Below are 18,346 nucleotides of genomic sequence, written 5' to 3'. Positions count from 1 at the left end.
GGGGCATGCTCCGGCGGCGCACCGGCAGCATGGTCGCCACCGCCACCGCCACCGCCGCCGTTGCACTGCCGCCGGCCACCGTCGGCTCGTGTACCCGTCGCGTCAGGGAAGGTGCCCGCACTGTCCACACAGGACGGATCAGTCGTGAGCACGGCCGGTGCCCAGAGCCTGCGACCGTCGGTCAGATCCGCTTGCGTACGAGGGAGACGAGCTCCTTCGCCCGGTCGAGCTTGTCGGCGGCCTTGATGGACCCGACCTCCACGTACAGCACGTCCTTGCCGAGCTGGACCTCGATGCCGCCCGTGCCTTCGTCCCAGTAGACCTTGCCGCCCAGGCCGATGACGGCGACCTGGTCCTTGTCGAGCTGGGCTACGCGGTTGCGGAAGACGGTGATTTTGACGCTGGTGTTCGGGGCGCTCGCGCCGGACAGGCGGTACCAGCAGCCGCCGACGGCGACGAACGGGCGGGTCACCGGCTCGCCGACGATCCGGCCGACCTCCCCGACGGTCGCGTAGCGGCACTCCGCCGGGGTCGTCTCCGCGGCGGTCGGCTCCGGCCCCGGGTCGAGCGTGACGGTCTTGATCGGGCTGGGCACGTACGGGGGCTCGGTGCTCGTGCTCACCGACACCGCGGGCGCGGCCTGCTGCGGGGAGCCGCCGCTCCCGCCACAACCAGCCAGGCCGACCGCCAGCACCGCCACCAGACCGCATCGAACGAGACGCAACGGGACACCCTACGACGATCTTGGTAATGCCGTGGACGTCCCGGGCGTGCGGCGAGGTCGTCGTCACGGTCGTCCTCCCGGCTGGTGCGGGCGCCCGCTGGCACACTGGCGGGCATGGTCGACTGGTACACGCGGACCGACGTGGGTGGCGGCGTCATCCGGATCTCGGAGCCGCACGTCAACGAGCTGCTGTCGGCGAACTTCTGGTGGCTGCGCGGCACCGACCGGGACATCGTGATCGACGCCGGGCTCGGTGTCGTCGGCCTCCGGGACGCGGTTGCGGGCCTGTTCGAGCGCGACCCGATGGTCCTGCTCACCCATGCGCACCTGGACCATGTCGGTGGCGCGGCCGAGTTCGCCGACCGGGCCGCGCACCCCGCCGAGGCGGAGCTGCTGGCGGCGGGTGTACCGGCGAGCCTGTGCGGCGCGGAGCTCTACGACAAGCTGGGGATCGACGCGGCGGGGGAACCCGTCCCGGAGCTGATGCTCGACGTCCTGCCCGGTCCCGGCTACGACCCGGCCGGCTACCGCGTCCGGCCCGTCACCCTGAGCCGTACGATCGACGACGGCGACCGGATCGACCTGGGCGGCCGGGTACTGACCGTGCTGCACCTGCCCGGCCACACACCGGGCAGCATCGCCCTGCTGGAGGAGCACACCGGGACGCTGTACTCCGGCGACGTCATCTACGACGGTGGCCTGATCGACGACCTGCCGGACTCCGACGTCGCCGACTACCGGCGGAGCATGGAGCTCCTCGCCGACCTCGACGTGTCCGTGGTCCACCCCGGCCACGGGCGCAGCTTCGACAGGACGCGCCTGCACCAGCTCGCCGAGGCCTACCTGCACAGGACGGCTGAGGTCCCCGGCTCGGGGATGTCCATGACGGAGAGATCAGGGTAACTCCCTGATGGCACCGGCGATCAAAACCGGTCGCTGGGAGGAGGTCCGGGCGGGGGTCCGCGTGACACGATGCCGCCAGGGACTGACGGGGGAGCAGGGATGGTGCTGTCGCGACGAAGATTCCTGGCGGGGGCGGGGCTGGCCGCGGGCGGGGTGGTGGCCGGGGCGGCGGGCGGTCCACTCGCGCGACGGGCGTTCGGGCTGGACCACCCGCCGCTGAGCGGTGGGTACGCGTCGGCCGCCGACGTGCTCGCCGACGCGCAGTCGCCGAGCACCACCATCACGTATCACGTGCGCACCGACGAGCCGGTCGTCGCGTTCACCTTCGACGACGGGCCGGCGCCGAAGTGGACGCCCATGGTCCTCGACGCCCTCGACGAGTGGCAGGTGCCGGCGACGTTCTTCATGGTGGGGCGCAATCTCAGGCGGCACGCGGACGTCGTGCGCGGGCGGCTGGACCGCCACGAGATCGGCAACCACACGTGGTCGCACCCCGACCTGGCCACGCTCGACCTGCGCCACGCCGTCGACGAGGTGCGCCGCGGCGACGAGGCGATCCGTGCGGTGACCGGGCGGACGCCCACGCTGCTGCGGCCGCCGTACGGGCACCTCGGCGGCTCCACCGTCCTCGCCGCCGACAAGCTCGGCTACCGGCTGGTGCTGTGGTCGCACCAGATGGACGAGCGACGCTACCGCCGCGACCCGCAGGAGCAGGTCCGCGCCATCGTCGACGCCGTGCAGCCCGGGTCGATCGTCCTGGCGCACGACGTCGGCCAGCCGCGCAGGTTGGTGGCGCTGCGCCACCTCGGCGAGATGTTCGCCGGCCTGCGGGCCCGGGGGTTCCGCCTCGTGACGGTGTCGGAGCTGCTCGCCATGGACCAGAACGACCCTGCCCGCCGGCCCTGACGAGCCGGCGACCGCGCGCACCGGCGCCGTCCACGGGGCACCGCGCCGGTGACGGCGGCGGCCGCGCGGTGCGGGTGCCGGGTGCGGGGGAACGTGGTGCGGGGAGCGCGCACCGACGCCGCCCGGGACAGCGGACCGTCCCGGGCGGCACCGGGGTCAGGCGGGCCGGCCGTAGAGGGTGATCTCTGCGGCGGAGGCGTAGGCCGCGCCGTTGGTGGCGCGGGTGGTGCGGAGGCGGACCTGCCGTGCGGTGGTGGGGGTGAAGGTGACGGTCTTCGGGGTGCTGCCGGCCGGGAAGGTGCCGGCGGCGACCTGGGTCCAGGTGGTGCCGTCGGTGCTGGTCAGGATCTGGTAGTCGGCGATGGTGCCGTTGGTCCCGCCGTCCTGGCGGGGCAGGTAGTCGAGCCGGTCGACGACGACGCTGTTGTTGAGGTTGACGGTGAGGTGGTGCGGCATCGGCGCCACGCCGCCGGTGTAGGCGGTGTGCCAGATGGTGGCCGGGTTGCCGTCGGCGGCGTTGGCGGGGGCGCCGTTCTCGCCGGCGGACTCGGCGCTGTCGGCCGTCACGGTCCAGCCCGCCCGGGACAGCGGGGGCAGGCCACCGCCGCCGACCGCCTCGTCCGTCGGCACCGCCTGGAAGACGGCGACCTCGAACGGCTGCAGCGTGATGGTGACGGGCGTGGCGGCGTCGGCGACGAAACCGCTGCGGCGGCCGTCGCGCTCGGTGAACCTGTACCGCCGGTGCGCCCCGCCCGGCAGCTCGAACACGGTCCGCGGGTCGACGGTGAACGCCTGCGCCGCCGTGGTCGGGTTCCTCAGCATCAGCATGCCCGTGGAGGCACCCGCCGTGGAGTTCCACGCCGCGGTGCCGTAGACGGCGCCGGCGGCCGGGTCCCCGCCGATCCAGTGCACGTCGCCGAGCAACCGCTCGTTGGCCCGCGCCCATCGGGCGTTGGCCGCCACGGTGTCCCAGAACCAGGCCGCGCCGGGCCGGTCCGGGCTGACGAGCGTGTTGCGCACGTACAGCTCCTGCAGGCTCAGCCCGAGCGCGAAGTAGGCACGGACGTCCTGCGAGACCTGCTCCCGCACCGACGGCTTGCTCAGGTCGTAGTCGGCGGTGAACTGCCGCAGCACCACGAGCCCGGTCGAGACCGCCACGCTCGCCAGCACCAGCCAGGTGCGGCCGCTCTCGTCATGGCCGACCAACGCTCCAGTCAGCAGCGCCAGGGTGCCGGACAGGGCGACGTAGGGCAGGAAGCTGTACGGGCGGCGCCTCGGGCGTTCCAGCGCGTCCGGGTCGGCGGCCACCTGGAGACACTGCACCCAGGCCGCGACCATCAGCAGGCAGTCGCTGCCGACACTGAGCGCCGTGATCCAGCCGGCGTGTCCTGAGCCGACCGCGGTCGTCCACAGCACGGCGGTCAGGCCACCCGCACCGGCCGCGGCGCCACCGAGGACCCCGGTCGCCGCCGTGAACGGAGGGCGGCCCGCGAGCAGCAGCTTGGCCACGGCGAACACCGTCACCAGCAGCGGCACCGGACCGGTCAGCAGACGGAGGAAGTCCACGCCCGCCGGCCCGCTCGCCGGCACGGCGAAGTAGCCGCTGCAGGCGACGGCCGCGCTGGCGTCCGCGGCGCCGCCGGCGAGCGCCGCGACGACGTCCCCGGCGGACCCGGCCAGCCGCCCCGAGGCCAGGGCCGCGAGCGCCACGACGCTCAGCGTCAGGTGCACGCCGAGCGCGACCCGCATCCAGCGGACGCGCGTGAGCGAGGCGAGCAGCAGCACGCCGACCCCTCCTCCGCGTCGCAGCGTGGCATGCGGTATCGGTATCGGCGGGCCACGGCGCCGGCTGAGGGCAACCACCGCGGCGCACCCGGACCGGTGCCGCACCGCGACCGGGGGAGGGCGCGGTGCGGCGGGCCGGTCAGCAGAGGGCGGCGTCCACGGTGCCCGCGACGTCGGTGACCATCTGCTCCGTGGTGGGCAGGGCGGTCACGGTGACGACCACGCTGCGGCCGTCGGTCGTGGCGAGGTTGCGGGTCTCGAAGCCCTGGATGTCGCCGCCGTGGCCCCAGGCGTCGCCGCCGCAGGGCAGCGGGTGCCGGGCGATGCCGAGGCCGTACTGCCAGTCGCCGCTCGGCTCGAAGCCCGGCGCGGCGACGGTACGCAGCATCGCCGCCTGCTGGGCGGGCCGCAGGAGCCTGCCGTCGAGCAGAGCGGTGAAGAACGTGCGCAGGTCCGCCGGGGTCGAGATCAGCTGCCCGGCGGCCCAGCCCAGCGACGGGTCCATCTCGGTGACGTCGACCCACGCGGCGCCGGGCGCGGTGGCGACGTACCCGTGCGGATGCGGATCCGGCAGGCGCTGCTCGCCGGCGGCGGGCCAGGACGTGTCGCGGAGCCGGAGCGGTTCGATGATCCGCCGGGTGATCTCCTCACCGACCGGGCGCCGGGTCACCTCCTCGACGATGAGACCGGCGAGCACGTAGTTGGTGTTGCTGTACTCCCACCGGCTGCCCGGCGCGAACCGCGGCGGCCCGGTGAGCGCCGCGTCGACGAGCCGGCGCGGCTCGTAGTAGGCGTGCGCCAGACCGGCGAGGTCCTCGGGCCGGGTGAACAGCACCTCGTCGTAGTCGGGCAGCCCGCTGGTCTGCTGCAGCAGCTGGCGCACGGTGATCCTCGACCCGTCGTTACCGTTGCCGCGCACCACACCCGGCAGGTAGCGCTCGACGGCGGCGTCCAGGTCGATGCGGCCCTCCCCGGCCAGCTGCAGCACGACCACGGCCGTGAACGTCTTGGTGTTGCTGCCGATGCGGACGTGACCGTTGCGCGGCACCGGCCGCCCGGTGCGCAGGTCGCCGACACCCGCGGTGTAGTCGCGGACCCGCCCGTCGGCGCGGCGGACGGAGGCGAGCGCACCGGGGAACCCGTCGTCGCGCACGAGGTGGTCGAGCCGCTGCTGGACCGCGTCGGGGCGGCGGGTGTCGTTGTCGGCGAAGGCGGCGGGCGCGGCGCCCACGGCGAGCACGGCCGAGGTCCCGGCCGCGACGAGCACGGCACGGCGAGTCTTGCTGGACATGAACGCTCCTTGAACGTGTCGGCGGTGGATACCTGCCGAACGCTACGAGCGGCAGCGGCGAACATCGATCCAGCAGCCTGCCCGGCCGTGGTGGTGCACGCTGTACCTCTCACCCAGTCCCAACCGTCCGGCTGGATGCCCGGTGCGGGACGCTGGCATCGCTGTGGTCCCGGAGGACGAGCCTCCGGGACCACGGGGCGGCGGGGAGTCAGATCAGGACTTGCAGAACTGCTGAGCGTCGAAGACTTCGCTCGTTCCTGCGTCGACGAGAAACACCATGACGCAGTACAGACTGGCCGACAGCTTCTTGCGTTCCTCTTGCTTCATCGTCATCGGCCCGCGAACCTGCGGCTGGCTGCCGCGGTAGGTGACGACCCAGGCCAGGCGGTCGGCGTAGTCGGCGGCTGCCTGACCCTTGAGCTGCCGGGTCACCGACCGCAGTGCCACCTCCGGGGTGCCGGGCTGAAGCTCTTCCGCGAAGCCGGCTGACCGCACCTTGGCGACGGCCGAGCCGCGGTCGACCTTCGGCGCCGCAGCCTGGATTGCCGGACGGGCCACCGTGGCACCGTCCGGGTACACCACGTCGGCGGTCGTGTCGGCGCGCAGCCAGCCCGGGTCCGGCCGAGTGGAAGGGGCCGAGTTTGCCGCCGACGCCATCACGATCGGCACCACGACCGCAGCTGCGATCGCCACGAACAGGCCGACGGTGATCTGGTGTCGCAGGGACAAGCCGCGTTGCATCGGGTTCCTCCTCATGGTGTCGCCGTCCAGATGGAGAACGCGTCGCAACCGGAGGCGGACCGACCCCACCGGGCGCTGGAGGTGGTCGCGTTCATCGCACATGGCATGGGCACCAGGGCATCGTTGGAGTACTGCTGGGCGCCCAACGCCGTGAAAGCCGTGCGGGTGCCGGACCTGCCGGGGACATCGGTCTCCAGGTGGCCGGTCTCCCCCGAGAACTGCGGTGAGAAGGGCAGGCCGCCCCAGCCAGAGCTGAAGAAGGGGTTGAAGTCCGAGTTGGACCAGACGGTGACGTCAATGATGGCCTGCAGGCAGGTGCAGGCTGAGTTCCACAGCACCCGGAAGGTGTGACGGACGCCGACCTCCGACGCGATCGAGAAGGTGCTGTAGCGGGTCGACAGGTGATCGCCTGTGCTGTTGTTCCAGGCGTGCTGCGAAAACCACCGCAGCGGAGAACCGGAGGTCCGTTCGAAGCCTACCTGGGACCACGCGGCTCCCGTGCGGTTCCAGCCCGCGATCATCAGCCACGCATTGGAGAAGTTGCCGATGCCACCTGCCCCGCTGCACAGCACGCCGTCTCGTACGACGATGTAACCAGACGCTCCTTCGAAGCTGTACCCGGGCCAGATGTCAGGATCGTAGTAGTAGCCGTCAAAGTAGTTGCCCTGCGTTCCGCAGGTTCCGGCCGCCGCGGCCGGGTTCTCGTCGATCACCACCACGGCACCGGTGGCGAGAACGAACACGACCAGCATGGCCATCATCCGGTCGATGAAACGTTCCACAGTGGACGTTGACTGGACTTGACTATTCATGTGTCTCCCCGTGGGGGTATCCGCCGCCCCGCCTGATCGTACTCGTGTTCATCGATGCATGGTGTCCCCGTTGCGGGACCTGCCCCACGCTGTAGGCGTTGGGCGCCCGCGGTTCCGATACCGTGCGGTGGACCTCGACCGGATCATGGCCTGGCACCTGCGGACCGTGCTCGGGGACGCGTTGTGGCGGGCCGAGGCCGGAGTCGCGTTGCCGGACCATCGCACGTCGGCGCAATGGGTCGACGACCTGGACGCCCGATTCACCGCCCTCGGAACCTTCGGCTGAGCGGCGCCATATGGTGTTGGGGCCTGTGCGGGACGAACTCGTGGCAGCGCCGTGAGGGGTCAGGTCAGCAGACCGATGGTGGCCAGCGGTGTCCGCGCCATTCGTCCCACGTCGCGAATCCGGCCGGTGGGCCGCCGATGGGCTCGCTGCCGTCGAGCTCGCCTGGCGTCGGCACCTCGATCCAGGCCGCCCACTCGGCGAGCTCCTCGTCGGACATGGGCCAGGTCGTGTGCGGTGCTTCGGTTTGGCGCTGATCGAGGCGTCTGCGCTGTTCGGCCGATGTGAGCTCGAAGTAGAGCAGCTGCACCGTGGCGTCCCGGTCGGTTGCTGCCTGGCGGAGCGCGGAGCGCTCATCCCGACTCCAGAGGCCGAAGTCGATGATGACGGTGTTGCCCAGTTCAAGGGCGCGCAGCCCGATCTGGATGAGCCGTCCTTCGATCACGTCCCCGGCCGACTCCGGATTCTCGGGCCCGAAGAGCGCCTTCACCCATTCGTCCTTCGTGAGACGAAGCGCTCCCCGCTCGAGCTCGATGCGTCGGGCGGCGGTGGTCTTCCCGGTACCCGGGAGCCCCACCGTCAGAAACAGCGTCGGTCGCCTCATCATCACTGCCGATGACCGGTGGGTAGACGTCAGCTGCCGGAACGGGACGGCCGGGCCGGGCGGTGCGCGGCGTCGCGGGTCGTGGCCGCGTCGAGCAGCAGCTCCGCCATTGCCCGGGCCTGCCGGACCGGGCCGTCGATGCCCAGGGCCTGCACCGACGCGTTCATCCCTTCGGCGATCAGGGCCAGGCGGTCGGCGAGCGCGTCAGGGTCGTCGACGGGCTCGACCTCGGCCAGGTGCCGGACCAGCCCGTGCAGTCGCTCGCGGACCCAGGTCTTCGTGGCCACCGCCCGGCGGTGGGCCGGCACATCCTCGTCGGGGAACTCGCCGATGGCGATCAGGAACGCGCACCCGCGGCACGTGTCGGGCTGGAGGGATTCGAAGATCTTGTCGAACAGGTCGAGGATCTGTTGCCGCGGTGGCTGCTCACCCGGTTCGGTGGCGGCGGTGAACCACGCGCGGTAGCCCTGGTCGACGTGGTCGACGTAGGCGTCCACCAGACCGTCCTTGGATCCGAACAGCCGGTACAGCGTGGTGGGCGCGACCCCGGCCTCGGAGGCCACCATGTCGACCCCGGTCGCCCTGATGCCACGCCAGTAGAACAGATCGTGCGCCACCTGCAGGAGGTGCTCGCGGGTCTCGGAGCCTGACCGCCGCATCGTGCCCCCTTGCCGTCACCCACTGCCGTGAAAAACTATAGTCACCGCGAATGTTAGGGATCGTTCCCTAACTACGGTACGCTGTGGCTCGACATCGGCCGCACCTTGGATGAGCTGAGAGGGACGTCATGAGTCCGCAGACCGCGTCGGCCAGCCGCAGACGTACCAACCTGGCACTGCTCCTGCTGTTCCTGGGAACGTTCACGATGGGCAGCGCCGAGCTGGTCGTCGTCGGCGTGCTTCAGCCGGTCGCCACAGACCTCGGCGTGTCGACGAGCACCGCGGGATACCTCGTCACCGCCTATGCGCTCGGCCTGTCCCTCGGAGGGCCGATCCTGACCGCGCTCACCATCAAGCTCGCCCGCCGGCCGCTGCTCTGGGCGACGCTGGCCGGGTGGCTGCTGCTCAACCTGGTCGCGGTCGTCACGGCCGACTTCGCCACGTTCGTCGTCGTCCGGGCGGTGACCGGCGCGCTGCAGGGCCTCTTCGTCGGCCTCGCCTTCACCGCCGGCATCAGCATGGTGCCGGCGGAGCGGATCGGCCGGGCGTTCTCCGCCGTCATCGGCGGGTTCGCGGTCTCCACCGCGCTCGGCGTGCCGATCGGCACACTGATCGGCGAGGTCAGCAGCTGGGAAGGCGCGTACCTCGCGATCATCGGGCTCGGCGTGCTGGTCCTCGCCGCCCTGACGCTGGCCATCCCGCCGGTTCCCAGCGGCGGCGCGGGCAACGCCTGGACCCAGGCCCGGCACGCGCTCGCGCCGCGGGTGCTCGCCCTCCTCGGGCTGTGCATGCTGCTGTTCGCCGGACCGTACGCCACCCTGACGTACATCACGCCGTTCCTCGACCAGGTCACCGGCATCTCGGGCGCCCTCATCAGCGCCTTCCTGCTGGCCTACGGCGCCGCGACCGCGATCGGCGCCTTCGGCGGCGGCCGGTTCGCCGACCGCAACGCGTCGAGGACGATCCTGGTGACCAACGTCGTCCTCGTCGCTGCCCTGGTGCTGCTGTACTTCGTGGCGGAAGTGCCGCTGCTCGTCGCCCTGGCGCTGGTCGTCTGGGGCATCGCCGGGTTCGGCATGGTGCCGTCGCTGCAGTACCGCATCGTCGCCCTGTCCGGCCCCGGTGCCGACCTGGCGGCCACGCTGCCCGCCTCCGCCATCAACGCCGGCATCGCCCTCGGCTCCCTCATCGGCGGCTGGGCACTGGCCACACACGGGGCCTCCGCACCGGTGATCGTGGGCATCGTGGTCTCGGCGATCGCCGCCCCGGCCTCCTGGGCGACCGGCCTGCTCCGCCCGCCGGCCACCGCCCAGGCACCCGCGCAGCCCTCCGACGATTCGCTGGACCCGTCACCGACAGCCGCCTGACCACCCAGAACGCCAGGTCTGCCGCCCCGCCCGGGGCGGCACCACCAAGACCACCACGATCGTGCCACCGTCAGCCTGGCGATGCGTCGAATCGGGTCGAGATGACCTGGCCACGCAGGACGCCGATATGGTGATCGCGCCGCCACATCGACGCCTGACCGGGAGGCTCCTGGTGACCGTACCTCCGCCCGCGTGGGCCAACCTGATCGAGGGCCTGACGTTGCTGGCCCAGCATCCCGCCAACCCGGGCTATCCGCTGGACATCGAACACGGCCAGCTGTTCGTCCTGGCCGACGCCAAAGCGTTCACCGACGATGAGCTGTCCCGGCTGGAAACACTCGGCTTCACCGTGAACCGCGACAGCGAGTACTACGCGTTCCGCTTCGACAGCGCCGGATCGTAAGCACATGCCGCCGGCCTGGCGCGGCTGGCAGTCGTGAGTGCCGGGTGGGAGGAGGGGATCTACAGGGCCGCATCGTCGGGGTGACCTGCCTCGAGGGCAGCATGGGCCAGTCGCCCGGCGAATGCTGGTCGAGCGCGACCGGCTGGAGCCGGCCGCCTGCAGCAGGTCGAATAACAACATGCCGGGCTCGCCAACAGCCGTCCATCGTCTCGCGTCGGCTGTCGATCGTCGTCAGGCCCCACCGGTCTGTGTCATCGACGGCATGGCCTTCGGAACCTGATTACGGCTCACGCTTTCGTCGGCGACCACATCAATGACGCTTGATCACGTTTCCGCTCATGCCGATGAGCGGGCATGCGATCTTGTACGCGAACGATGTCTTGAGCCGAACTTCTATCAGGGCACTGCTGGGCCAGGGGCTGGAATTGCAGCGGCGAGGCGATTGCCTGCCGGGACCGTCAGTCAGATGCGCGAGGCCGCCGCCAGGTCACAGGTTCGGTGCCCGACCGTGCTGATGAACGTGCGACTCGCAATGGGATACTCAGCGCATGGCGGGTTCGTGGTGGGCTTTCGGCGTTGGTGTCGTATTTTCGTTGGTCGGCGCTGTATTGGCCACGAACTACCGCGATCTGGTCGTTAAGCACATGAGGGTGACCCAGCAGTGGAGCCCTTTCCGTCGGGAACCTCTGGATCCGGCCCCGTTCATTATCCTCGAGCGTGTTCTTGGTGCGGTGTTCGCTGTCTTTGGGACAGCTCTGCTGGTCCTTGCTATCGCCGACCTCATCGTTGGCCCTGGCCGATTTATCCAGCAAGGACCGTAGTTCCGACTGGCTTCAGCGACCTCCGAGCCTCCTACGAACGGGCAGCAACTGCTGGCCGCGGTACGCTTCAGCGCCAAGTGAATCGTGATCGGGTGAGCAGATCTGCCGCCGTTAGTGCGCGGTCATGGTGGGACCGGCTGCCACTCGTAACAGACCGTCAGCGACTCGCCGTGGCCAAGGGGGCCTTTGTGTCCTGCCGATGACCGTGTGCGGTGATCTTCGAGGTGGCCGGACGCCGTAGCATCGCTGCGTGCTCATCGAGTTCACCTTCGCCCGGCCGCAGGAGTACTTCCGTAGGCATCTGGTGCCGGGTGCCAGGCGTGCTGCTGTTCCGCGGGTGGCTGTCGCGGTCGGACTTGCGCTGCTCGGATACGTGGTCGTCACGTTCGGAGACGACGTCGATGGCGTCACTGCTGTCTGGGTCAGCGTGTTGTTCACCGTCGCCGCCGGTTTCGCGCTGTGGCGGGCCTGGCGCAAGTATGTGGCGCTGATGGCCGTACCAACGTTCTGGCTCGCCGCGCGCCACTACGTGATTGACGACGAAGCGGTGCACGCTACCACTGAACTGTCCGCCGTGACCTACCACTGGCCACTGGTGCAACGCGTATGGGTCGTTCCGGAAGCATATATCTTCGGGGTGGAACACTTCGGGATCTTCGACCTGCCTCGAGCCGTGCTGACCGAGCGGCAGAACGCCGAACTCCGAACATTCTTGGCAGCGCGCGGCCTGCTCACCGCAGACGCTATGGACCCTCCAACCGCGACGCCGACTCGGGTCGATCCTGAGGGATCTGCGACGGTCTAAGCGGGTTGCCTGAAGTTATGTCCGTAACTCGCCCAAGTTGATCGATGAGGGCATGGAATGGCCTCGTCGAGTTTGGATTTGGTTACCACACACAAGTCCGACCACGACGAGGCCTCGACCAGTATGCGCCCGGCGCACATCTACGCCAACCTGTCCGACGAGCAGCACACCGAGCTCGTCACCGCCCTGCACCAGCAGTGGCGGGTCGCCGCTCGAGCAGTGATGGTGCTGCTGTCCGCCGGTGGCATGTCCGCCGCCGAGATCGCCGACGTGCTGCACTTCGACCCACGCACCGTGCGGCGGTGGATCGTCCGGCACGGTCTGGAAGGACTCAGCGGCCTGCCGGACCGGCCCCGAACCGGCCGGCCACGGTTGGGCAGCCACGGCCTGGGCGATCGCATCCGCCGGCTGCTCAACACCCCGAAAGCCTGGACCACCGCCCGGATCTGGCGCGCCCTCGGACGACCGAACCTGAGCCTACGCACCATCTACCGCCGCACCCGCGAACACGCCCGCTGGTCCCGACCGCGGCTGATCGCCAAAAGCGACCCCGACCACGACCAGATCTGCGCCAGCATCCGCGACCAGATCACCGCCCTGCCCGCCGGATCGGTCGTCCTCGCCGAGGACGAGACACACCTGGATCTGCTGGCCCGGGTGCGAGCCTGCTGGATGCCCAGAGGCGTCCGCCACCGGGTGATGACGCCCGGCACCAACATTCGCCGCACCGTGCACGGCGCGGTCAACCTTGCCACCGGCGCCTGGCATCACCACGTCTCGGTGAAGAACGTCTCGGTGGTGTTCTGCTACTTCCTGGACCTGCTCCTCGCCGCCTACCCCGACGCCCCGATCATCGCGGTGATCTGCGACAACGGCACCACCCACCACAGCGGCATCACCAAACGGTGGCTCGCCGAGCACCCCCGCATGGCACTGATCGGCAAGCCCATGCCTTCTTCCGCAACCGCACCAACGACCAAAACCTCACCACCGCCGCACCCTGGACCTCGCCATGGCTGCCCGAGAGTTACAGACAGAAGTATTGATCAGGCGCTTAGCGCGGGAACGCACGCATCTGCCGCCGATCGTGCGCGGCGGTTGGCCGACGATCGTCGCGCTCCATACGTCGCTACGGCCAGCTTGATCACCGGGTCGCAGCGGTGGGTCGCATGAATGCGGCGGGATCGTGGCACGTTGGCGCAGTGCTGGACGTCGGCGGGGCAGCGGATCGCGGCCGGCACCCATAGCCTCGCTCTGTGAAGAAGACGGCGGTCCAGTTGGTGTCGGTGGTGGTCGCGGTCATCGGGCTGGCCGCCTGCACCCGCTCGTCCAACCCGGATCCCGCGCAGGCGCCGTTCGTGCTGGGGACCATCGATGGGCAGGTAAGTTCCTACGACCGGCTGGTCGGCGCGTGGCATTCGACGCAGTACGGCGAGCCGTACGTCGAGGTCTCGATCCGCGAAGGGTGGAGCATTCATCTCCGCGGGCGGTGTACCGGCTCGGGCGTGCTCAAAGCGCGCATGATCGCTGTCAGCATGTACTTCACGGACGGCTGGACCTGCGACGGTCAGTGGCGGTTCCTAACGATGATGTTTCCAGCCGACGACCTGGCGGTCGGCCGCATCGACCTCGGGCCCTTCACCGTGGCGCTCGACCGTGCCGACACCATCACCTCCTGGGACGTCGAAGCCTATGCGACGATGCCGACTCCCTCGCTCGGCCCGAGCCTCTCGCCGTGGCCGTCCCCGTCTCTGCTGCGCGCCTGATACGCCACGGTGATCGCGCAACCAGCACCCAAACCTGACCTTCAACGGTCAAGCAACACCTGAGGCTCAGCGCCGCCTTGATCACCCCGGTAGAGGCCGCCGGCCGTGGGTCCGATCGGCTGATCTGCCGTGTGGGCGCCGGTCCTACGCTGCCGGGATGATCTCTGCGATCCTCGCCGGAACCGCCCGTTGTCCTCGCTGGGTGCTCGGCGGTGCGGTGTCCCTTGCCTGCGTGTTCGTAGGGGTGCATCTGCTGTCGGCGACGCACAGCGGTATCAGGTCCGCGATCTCGATGGTGCTGTCCTTGCTCGCGCTCACGGCAAATTTCCTGGCGTCGGTCGCGGTGAGCCGGTGGCGGCCGGCGGCGTTCACGGTGGATGCCGCGGCGTCCGCATTTCGTACCCTGCCCCAGCCGGGCCATGTCTACCAGGCCGTCGGCATGGCGTTCTTCAGCGCGACCTTCATCACCATCACCGTCAACATGCACACCGAGCTGCGCGGCTGGCCGTCCCCGGACCGGGCCGAGCAGTTCATGGCCGCCACGATGGTCGTCCTTGCCGTATTGCTCGTCGTGTTGAGCGTCGTTTTCATCACCGCGGCATGGCAGGGCATCGGTGTGCGGTTAGGGCCGGACGGCCTGCAGGACCGGAGCGTGCTTGGCACGCTCGCCGTCCCGTGGGACGCCTTGACGACGGCCTCGCTGCCGGCCATCACCCCATCGGCGCTGTTCCTGCAGCTCACGTACGCCAGGCCTGATCTCATCCGCGTCGCCGGCCTGCCGTTGACCCGGCGACAGATCCGTACCGACACCGTCAACGCGCTGTTTCTGGCCCACACGATGCACCACTACCTCGTCCATCCCGAGCGTCGCCAGCGTATCGGCACGGCAGCCGGATACACCGAATTGCTGACCGCGCTATACGGTCCGGGCCCCAATAGATTCAGCCATCCGCCGGCGTGAGCCTGAGCGGGTTCAGCGGCTGCGGGGGTGGCTCGACCGGTCCCGCAGCCAGCTGCGCGACAGGGTCGCCGCAATGGCGAACGCCGGCAGCGCGGCAAAGAGTAGATGCGGTGGGGTCACGTCGAAGATGAAGATCGCGATGAACATCGCCACCGCGAAGGCGAACCCGGTACCGAGAAGAACCCACCACACGACATCCGCTCGCTTCATGGCGTGAGTGTAGGTGCAAGCGACCACCACGTCCCGTTGTCGCTGCCTCGGCTGTTGCCGGCACGGGGCGGCAGCCTCGGCGCGATCACCGCCGGGACCGGTATCCCGAAAGCCCTCACTCACTGCACCGCTATTCCACCTCGGCCGGCTGCACAGCGCACTGAGCGCTCCATGCCGCGACCCCGGCGTTGAGACGGTCGACCTCCGCTGGTGTGCCGATGTCAGAGCGATACTGGGGCTCGGCTACGCATCAGCGCCACTCGTGCCAGGCATTCCCAACATGGTCGGCCCTGGAGCGCGCAACTGATCGAGCCGGGCCGGCTTCTCGCGGGCCGCGCTCAGCGTGGCGGTTTCGGCACCAACACGTCCGGGCGTGTCGCTGCGAGAGCTTGGACGAAGGAGCGCACGCAAGGGCGGTAGTGCGCCTTGTTCGCGGCATGGGAGTTCGCCAGGCCGGGGCAAGTCGCGGCCGAGGATCCCGGATAGTTGCCGCGCAAGTGTCTAATTAGCATGCGTCGTCGACCACACGCCTCCCCGCAAGCAAGCTTGGTCGGCTGGCCGAGGCGATGGAGTCCGTCCCGACGCTGAAGCGCGGATCGACGTGATCCGGCGTCGGTCGCGCCGTAATCTCGTCGATCGGCGCATCGGGCGGCCTCAGCGGTCGCAAAATGGTCGGGCGAGCGCGAGGTCGGCGTCCACTCGGCGCAACAAGTCGAAACCCCACGTGTTGACGCCGTCCAGGTCGACCTCGTTGTAGATGCGAGCTGCAAGGTCGTGCAGCGAGCGGGCGAGCCGGGCGTACTCGAGGTGGGTGAGGTCGAGTCGCTGCGCGCCGTAGGCGTGCAGGAAGCGCACAGGGTCGGGTCCGCACAAGGCGGCGAACAGGTCGTGCTCGCGCGGTGCCAGCATCGTCTGACCCCAGTCGAGCAGCGTCGCGACGCGACCGTCGCGGTCGACGAGGACGTTGTGAGGGAACAGGTCGTGGTGGCACACGATGTGGGGCACGTCGATCGCGCGGGCCCGTTCGATCACCGCTTCGAGCCGGTCGACGTTGGCCATGACCTCGTCGCGGCGGTCGACGATCCACGGGTGGTCGTGCCGGTCGCGCAGCACCTCGATGCACCACTCGTCCATATCGGTGCGGGGTAGGACGAGGTCGGCGATCTCGTGCACGGCGCGCATCGCCCGCGCGATCGCGTCGGCGTCGTTCCACGTTGCCTGGCGGCCGTCGACGAACGGGAACAGCGCGTAGCGCCGGCCATGGTGCTCGGAGGTGTACGAGCCGTCGAGCGCTCGCTGCGCCGCAGGAACGGGGATGCCCCGAGCCGCCAGCTCAGCGGTCAGCGCAAGTGCGGCGTCGCTGCCGGGCTGCTGACGCCAGAGTTTCACGAACCAGCGCCCGTCCGTGAACGCATCCGCTTCGAACCCGCCCGGGTGGGGCCGCAGCTCGCCCACCTCGACACCGAAGGCGTCGCGGACCTGAGTCGTCGTCGGCGGGGTTGCTTCGTTCCACATCGAACCAGGATGCTACCGCTGCCGAGTCCTGCCGGTCGACGTCTTCTGCGAGTATCGGCTCGAGTGGCCGTGGATCTGCACGACCAGCCCGTGCCCGCAGCGATTGCGGCCACGCACCGGCGGGCTGCAGCACCTCAGACGACGGCGAAACTCGCTCGGCAGTGACGAACGAAACGTCGGTGCACGCACGACTTGGGCGTACTACTACACCGGCTTCCCACTGATCCGGATCACCGACACGGAGGTCAGGCCCTTCGCGCCGGGTCCGGTCCGTGGGGCACGGGCCGTGCTGATCCACGACGACGTGGTGATCTTCATCGGTGGGTACGGCGCGCCGCATCAGCTGATCGCTGGTGTGCGCGCGTGCTCCAGTTGCCTTGCAGATACCCGACGCCGAGCAGTGCTCCAAGTGCCGCTGGCCGGCGGCTGGGACTGTCAGCCGTCGGCGCGGAATGCCCATCGGGCGCGGACGACACCGTCCGGGTCGGCAACGATCGCTCGGGCGAGCATGGCGATGCCGTTGCTGTAGATGATCGTGGCGGCCCGGGCCCCGGACACCATGGCGCGCAGCTCGTCGTGCAGGCGGCCATCGCATACCTGCTGGTTGATCCGGCCCTGCTGGTCCTGCCAGACCATCGTGAACAGGCCGCCGGGCAGATCGCCCAGGACCGCGCCGACGTCGGAGGACAGGTCCGGCCAGACTGCCAGCATCGTTCTGGGCGCGAGCTGGTCCCGCACGGTGGCGAGGGCACCGGGGGTGAGCCGGTGAAACGCCGGCCGGTTGACGACAGCCGTCGCCTCGAGCAGCAGCGACCCGTGCGCCTCGGCCTGCGCGCCCACCTCCGTCCAAAACGCGCCATCGGCCGGCCGGCGCTCGTCGGTGTTCTCGAACTCGTACGCCCACGGCGACTCCGGGATCGGCTCCACGAAGAGTCCGAGCTTCCGCGCCTCGGCCACGGCGACCGGGCACGGCACCTCGCTGCCGACGTACATGTACTGGTCGTAGCCGACGTGGACGAGGAACCGGTCGTCGAGCTCCAACCGGCACCATGCACCGTTCTCCCGCAGCATCACCCGGACCAGCTCGAGTCCGACGGCCAGGTCGATCTGCGCCCCGTCGTGAAAGCCGGCGAGGTCGGGCGGGAACAGCCCGGTGAGGCCGTCGCCCTCAACCGGTGGATCGAGCCCGAAGTTGATCCGGCCCGCCACCTGCGGCTCGCGGATGGCGAGTCGGGCGATCCCGGTTTCCCGGCCGAACGCGGCGACCGCGGCGAGATAGGCGGACTCCACTGTTCCGTGATCGCTGCGCTCGTAGTCGTCGTACCAGTGAGTCATCGGATCCCGCTTGGTGACCTTGTAGACGTAAGCCGGCACAGCCACCATTGTGAACGAGGTCGTTCGACCCATGCCGATGAGCGGGTGGGAAGTCCAGGTGCTCGGCCATGGTGTCGATGTTGAACCGGCTGCCTTCGGTACACGTGAATTCGGGTGTGGCCCGGTCGCCTTCCGTGCCACCCTTGCCCGACGTCATCGCTGCGAAGGAGAGCCTGTTGACAGGCCAAGACCGCGTCCAGGACCTCAACCGACAGGCGTGGGACCATGCCGTCGACCGTGGCGACAACCCGTACACCCACATCGTCTCCTCCGCGCGCGTGGCCGCGGCTCGACGAGGCGACTGGTCACTGACCGTCAGCGAGCAGCGGCCAGTGCCGAGACACTGGCTTGAACCACTCGCCGGGGCTCGGGTGCTCTGCCTGGCTTCGGGTGGCGGGCAACAGGCGCCGATCCTG

18 protein-coding genes and 1 pseudogene are annotated in these 18,346 nt (G+C 69.8%); 9 read left to right on the top strand and 10 right to left on the bottom strand.

The annotated features are described in order from the left end of the window. Positions 1–181: 181 nt before the first annotated feature. On the bottom strand, positions 182–724 hold the full coding sequence (locus tag ACQEVZ_RS06115) for a hypothetical protein (protein ID WP_433362422.1): 543 nt from the start codon (positions 722–724) through the stop codon (positions 182–184). Between the two features lie 114 nt (positions 725–838). Here ACQEVZ_RS06115 and ACQEVZ_RS06110 point away from each other — a divergent pair, with 114 nt between their 5' ends. Together ACQEVZ_RS06110 and ACQEVZ_RS06105 are read left to right on the top strand one after the other, a co-directional pair. Further along, positions 839–1,627: an MBL fold metallo-hydrolase gene (locus ACQEVZ_RS06110; RefSeq protein WP_433362419.1), complete on the top strand. Its 789-nt coding sequence runs from the start codon at positions 839–841 to the stop codon at positions 1,625–1,627. Positions 1,628–1,726: 99 nt separating this feature from the next. Next, positions 1,727–2,533: a polysaccharide deacetylase family protein gene (locus tag ACQEVZ_RS06105; RefSeq protein ID WP_433362416.1), complete on the top strand. Its 807-nt coding sequence runs from the start codon at positions 1,727–1,729 to the stop codon at positions 2,531–2,533. 156 nt (positions 2,534–2,689) lie between these two features. Here ACQEVZ_RS06105 and ACQEVZ_RS06100 read toward each other — a convergent pair whose 3' ends face one another. The 4 genes from ACQEVZ_RS06100 to ACQEVZ_RS06085 all read right to left on the bottom strand — a co-directional run bounded on the left by ACQEVZ_RS06100 (position 2,690) and on the right by ACQEVZ_RS06085 (position 7,132). Next, positions 2,690–4,318, bottom strand: coding sequence for a discoidin domain-containing protein (locus ACQEVZ_RS06100; RefSeq protein WP_433362413.1), 1,629 nt, complete (start codon positions 4,316–4,318; stop codon positions 2,690–2,692). A gap of 139 nt (positions 4,319–4,457) precedes the next feature. Next, entirely contained in the window at positions 4,458–5,609 is a 1,152-nt protein-coding gene (locus ACQEVZ_RS06095) for a serine hydrolase domain-containing protein (RefSeq protein WP_433362410.1), read from the bottom strand. 213 nt (positions 5,610–5,822) lie between these two features. Further along, the gene (locus ACQEVZ_RS06090; RefSeq protein ID WP_354903632.1) at positions 5,823–6,398 is read right to left on the bottom strand and encodes a hypothetical protein; all 576 of its coding nucleotides are present in this window, start codon (positions 6,396–6,398) and stop codon (positions 5,823–5,825) included. Next, a complete protein-coding gene (locus ACQEVZ_RS06085; RefSeq protein WP_433362407.1) occupies positions 6,362–7,132 on the bottom strand; it encodes a hypothetical protein in 771 nt (256 codons plus the stop codon). The genes ACQEVZ_RS06090 and ACQEVZ_RS06085 overlap by 37 nt, the downstream gene beginning before the upstream one ends. A gap of 157 nt (positions 7,133–7,289) precedes the next feature. On the opposite strand from ACQEVZ_RS06085, the gene ACQEVZ_RS06080 reads away from it, so the two are divergent. Continuing rightward, complete coding sequence (locus ACQEVZ_RS06080; protein ID WP_433362404.1) at positions 7,290–7,448, top strand: hypothetical protein; 159 nt, start codon at positions 7,290–7,292, stop codon at positions 7,446–7,448. A 64-nt stretch (positions 7,449–7,512) separates the two neighbouring features. On the opposite strand, the gene ACQEVZ_RS06075 is transcribed toward ACQEVZ_RS06080, so the two are convergent. Both ACQEVZ_RS06075 and ACQEVZ_RS06070 read right to left on the bottom strand, forming a co-directional pair. Next, on the bottom strand, positions 7,513–8,049 hold the full coding sequence (locus ACQEVZ_RS06075) for an AAA family ATPase (protein WP_433362401.1): 537 nt from the start codon (positions 8,047–8,049) through the stop codon (positions 7,513–7,515). Between the two features lie 29 nt (positions 8,050–8,078). After that, on the bottom strand, positions 8,079–8,708 hold the full coding sequence (locus tag ACQEVZ_RS06070) for a TetR/AcrR family transcriptional regulator (RefSeq protein WP_344505925.1): 630 nt from the start codon (positions 8,706–8,708) through the stop codon (positions 8,079–8,081). Positions 8,709–8,836: 128 nt separating this feature from the next. On the opposite strand from ACQEVZ_RS06070, the gene ACQEVZ_RS06065 reads away from it, so the two are divergent. From ACQEVZ_RS06065 to ACQEVZ_RS06040, 6 genes and pseudogenes are all read left to right on the top strand, one after another. After that, positions 8,837–10,075: an MFS transporter gene (locus ACQEVZ_RS06065; protein ID WP_433362396.1), complete on the top strand. Its 1,239-nt coding sequence runs from the start codon at positions 8,837–8,839 to the stop codon at positions 10,073–10,075. 172 nt (positions 10,076–10,247) lie between these two features. Further along, on the top strand, positions 10,248–10,478 hold the full coding sequence (locus tag ACQEVZ_RS06060; protein WP_344505923.1) for a hypothetical protein: 231 nt from the start codon (positions 10,248–10,250) through the stop codon (positions 10,476–10,478). A gap of 1,071 nt (positions 10,479–11,549) precedes the next feature. Then, a complete protein-coding gene (locus ACQEVZ_RS06055; protein WP_433362393.1) occupies positions 11,550–12,104 on the top strand; it encodes a YcxB family protein in 555 nt (184 codons plus the stop codon). Positions 12,105–12,227: 123 nt separating this feature from the next. Then, a pseudogene (locus tag ACQEVZ_RS06050) lies at positions 12,228–13,150 on the top strand (IS630 family transposase). Positions 13,151–13,360: 210 nt separating this feature from the next. Next, entirely contained in the window at positions 13,361–13,870 is a 510-nt protein-coding gene (locus ACQEVZ_RS06045) for a hypothetical protein (RefSeq protein WP_433362129.1), read from the top strand. 157 nt (positions 13,871–14,027) lie between these two features. Further along, positions 14,028–14,831, top strand: a complete 804-nt coding sequence (locus ACQEVZ_RS06040) for a hypothetical protein (protein ID WP_433362390.1) — start codon at positions 14,028–14,030, stop codon at positions 14,829–14,831. A gap of 12 nt (positions 14,832–14,843) precedes the next feature. Here the strand turns inward: ACQEVZ_RS06040 and ACQEVZ_RS06035 are convergent, their stop codons facing one another. The 3 genes from ACQEVZ_RS06035 to ACQEVZ_RS06025 all read right to left on the bottom strand — a co-directional run bounded on the left by ACQEVZ_RS06035 (position 14,844) and on the right by ACQEVZ_RS06025 (position 17,930). Next, positions 14,844–15,041, bottom strand: coding sequence for a hypothetical protein (locus ACQEVZ_RS06035; protein ID WP_344505917.1), 198 nt, complete (start codon positions 15,039–15,041; stop codon positions 14,844–14,846). A 654-nt stretch (positions 15,042–15,695) separates the two neighbouring features. After that, positions 15,696–16,556, bottom strand: a complete 861-nt coding sequence (locus ACQEVZ_RS06030) for a phosphotransferase enzyme family protein (protein WP_433362386.1) — start codon at positions 16,554–16,556, stop codon at positions 15,696–15,698. A 435-nt stretch (positions 16,557–16,991) separates the two neighbouring features. After that, positions 16,992–17,930 carry a hypothetical protein gene (locus ACQEVZ_RS06025; RefSeq protein ID WP_433362383.1) on the bottom strand — a complete coding sequence of 313 codons (939 nt, stop codon included), beginning with the start codon at positions 17,928–17,930 and terminating at the stop codon, positions 16,992–16,994. Positions 17,931–18,346: the final 416 nt, after the last annotated feature.

The sequence above is a fragment of the Dactylosporangium sp. CA-152071 genome (genome assembly GCF_050936335.1).
Classification (GTDB): Bacteria; Actinomycetota; Actinomycetes; order Mycobacteriales; family Micromonosporaceae; genus Dactylosporangium; species Dactylosporangium maewongense.
This window is presented reverse-complemented; position numbering and strand designations above follow the sequence as displayed.

Bases quoted from the DNA above. Each gene is read 5' to 3' on its own strand.
- ACQEVZ_RS06110 (WP_433362419.1), top strand. From the start codon at position 839: ATGGTCGACTGGTACACGCGGACCGACGTGGGTGGCGGCGTCATCCGG.
- ACQEVZ_RS06105 (WP_433362416.1), top strand. From the start codon at position 1,727: ATGGTGCTGTCGCGACGAAGATTCCTGGCGGGGGCGGGGCTGGCCGCG.
- ACQEVZ_RS06095 (WP_433362410.1), bottom strand. From the start codon at position 5,609: ATGTCCAGCAAGACTCGCCGTGCCGTGCTCGTCGCGGCCGGGACCTCG.
- ACQEVZ_RS06075 (WP_433362401.1), bottom strand. From the start codon at position 8,049: ATGAGGCGACCGACGCTGTTTCTGACGGTGGGGCTCCCGGGTACCGGG.
- ACQEVZ_RS06070 (WP_344505925.1), bottom strand. From the start codon at position 8,708: ATGCGGCGGTCAGGCTCCGAGACCCGCGAGCACCTCCTGCAGGTGGCG.
- ACQEVZ_RS06065 (WP_433362396.1), top strand. From the start codon at position 8,837: ATGAGTCCGCAGACCGCGTCGGCCAGCCGCAGACGTACCAACCTGGCA.
- ACQEVZ_RS06040 (WP_433362390.1), top strand. From the start codon at position 14,028: ATGATCTCTGCGATCCTCGCCGGAACCGCCCGTTGTCCTCGCTGGGTG.
- ACQEVZ_RS06035 (WP_344505917.1), bottom strand. From the start codon at position 15,041: ATGAAGCGAGCGGATGTCGTGTGGTGGGTTCTTCTCGGTACCGGGTTC.
- ACQEVZ_RS06030 (WP_433362386.1), bottom strand. From the start codon at position 16,556: ATGTGGAACGAAGCAACCCCGCCGACGACGACTCAGGTCCGCGACGCC.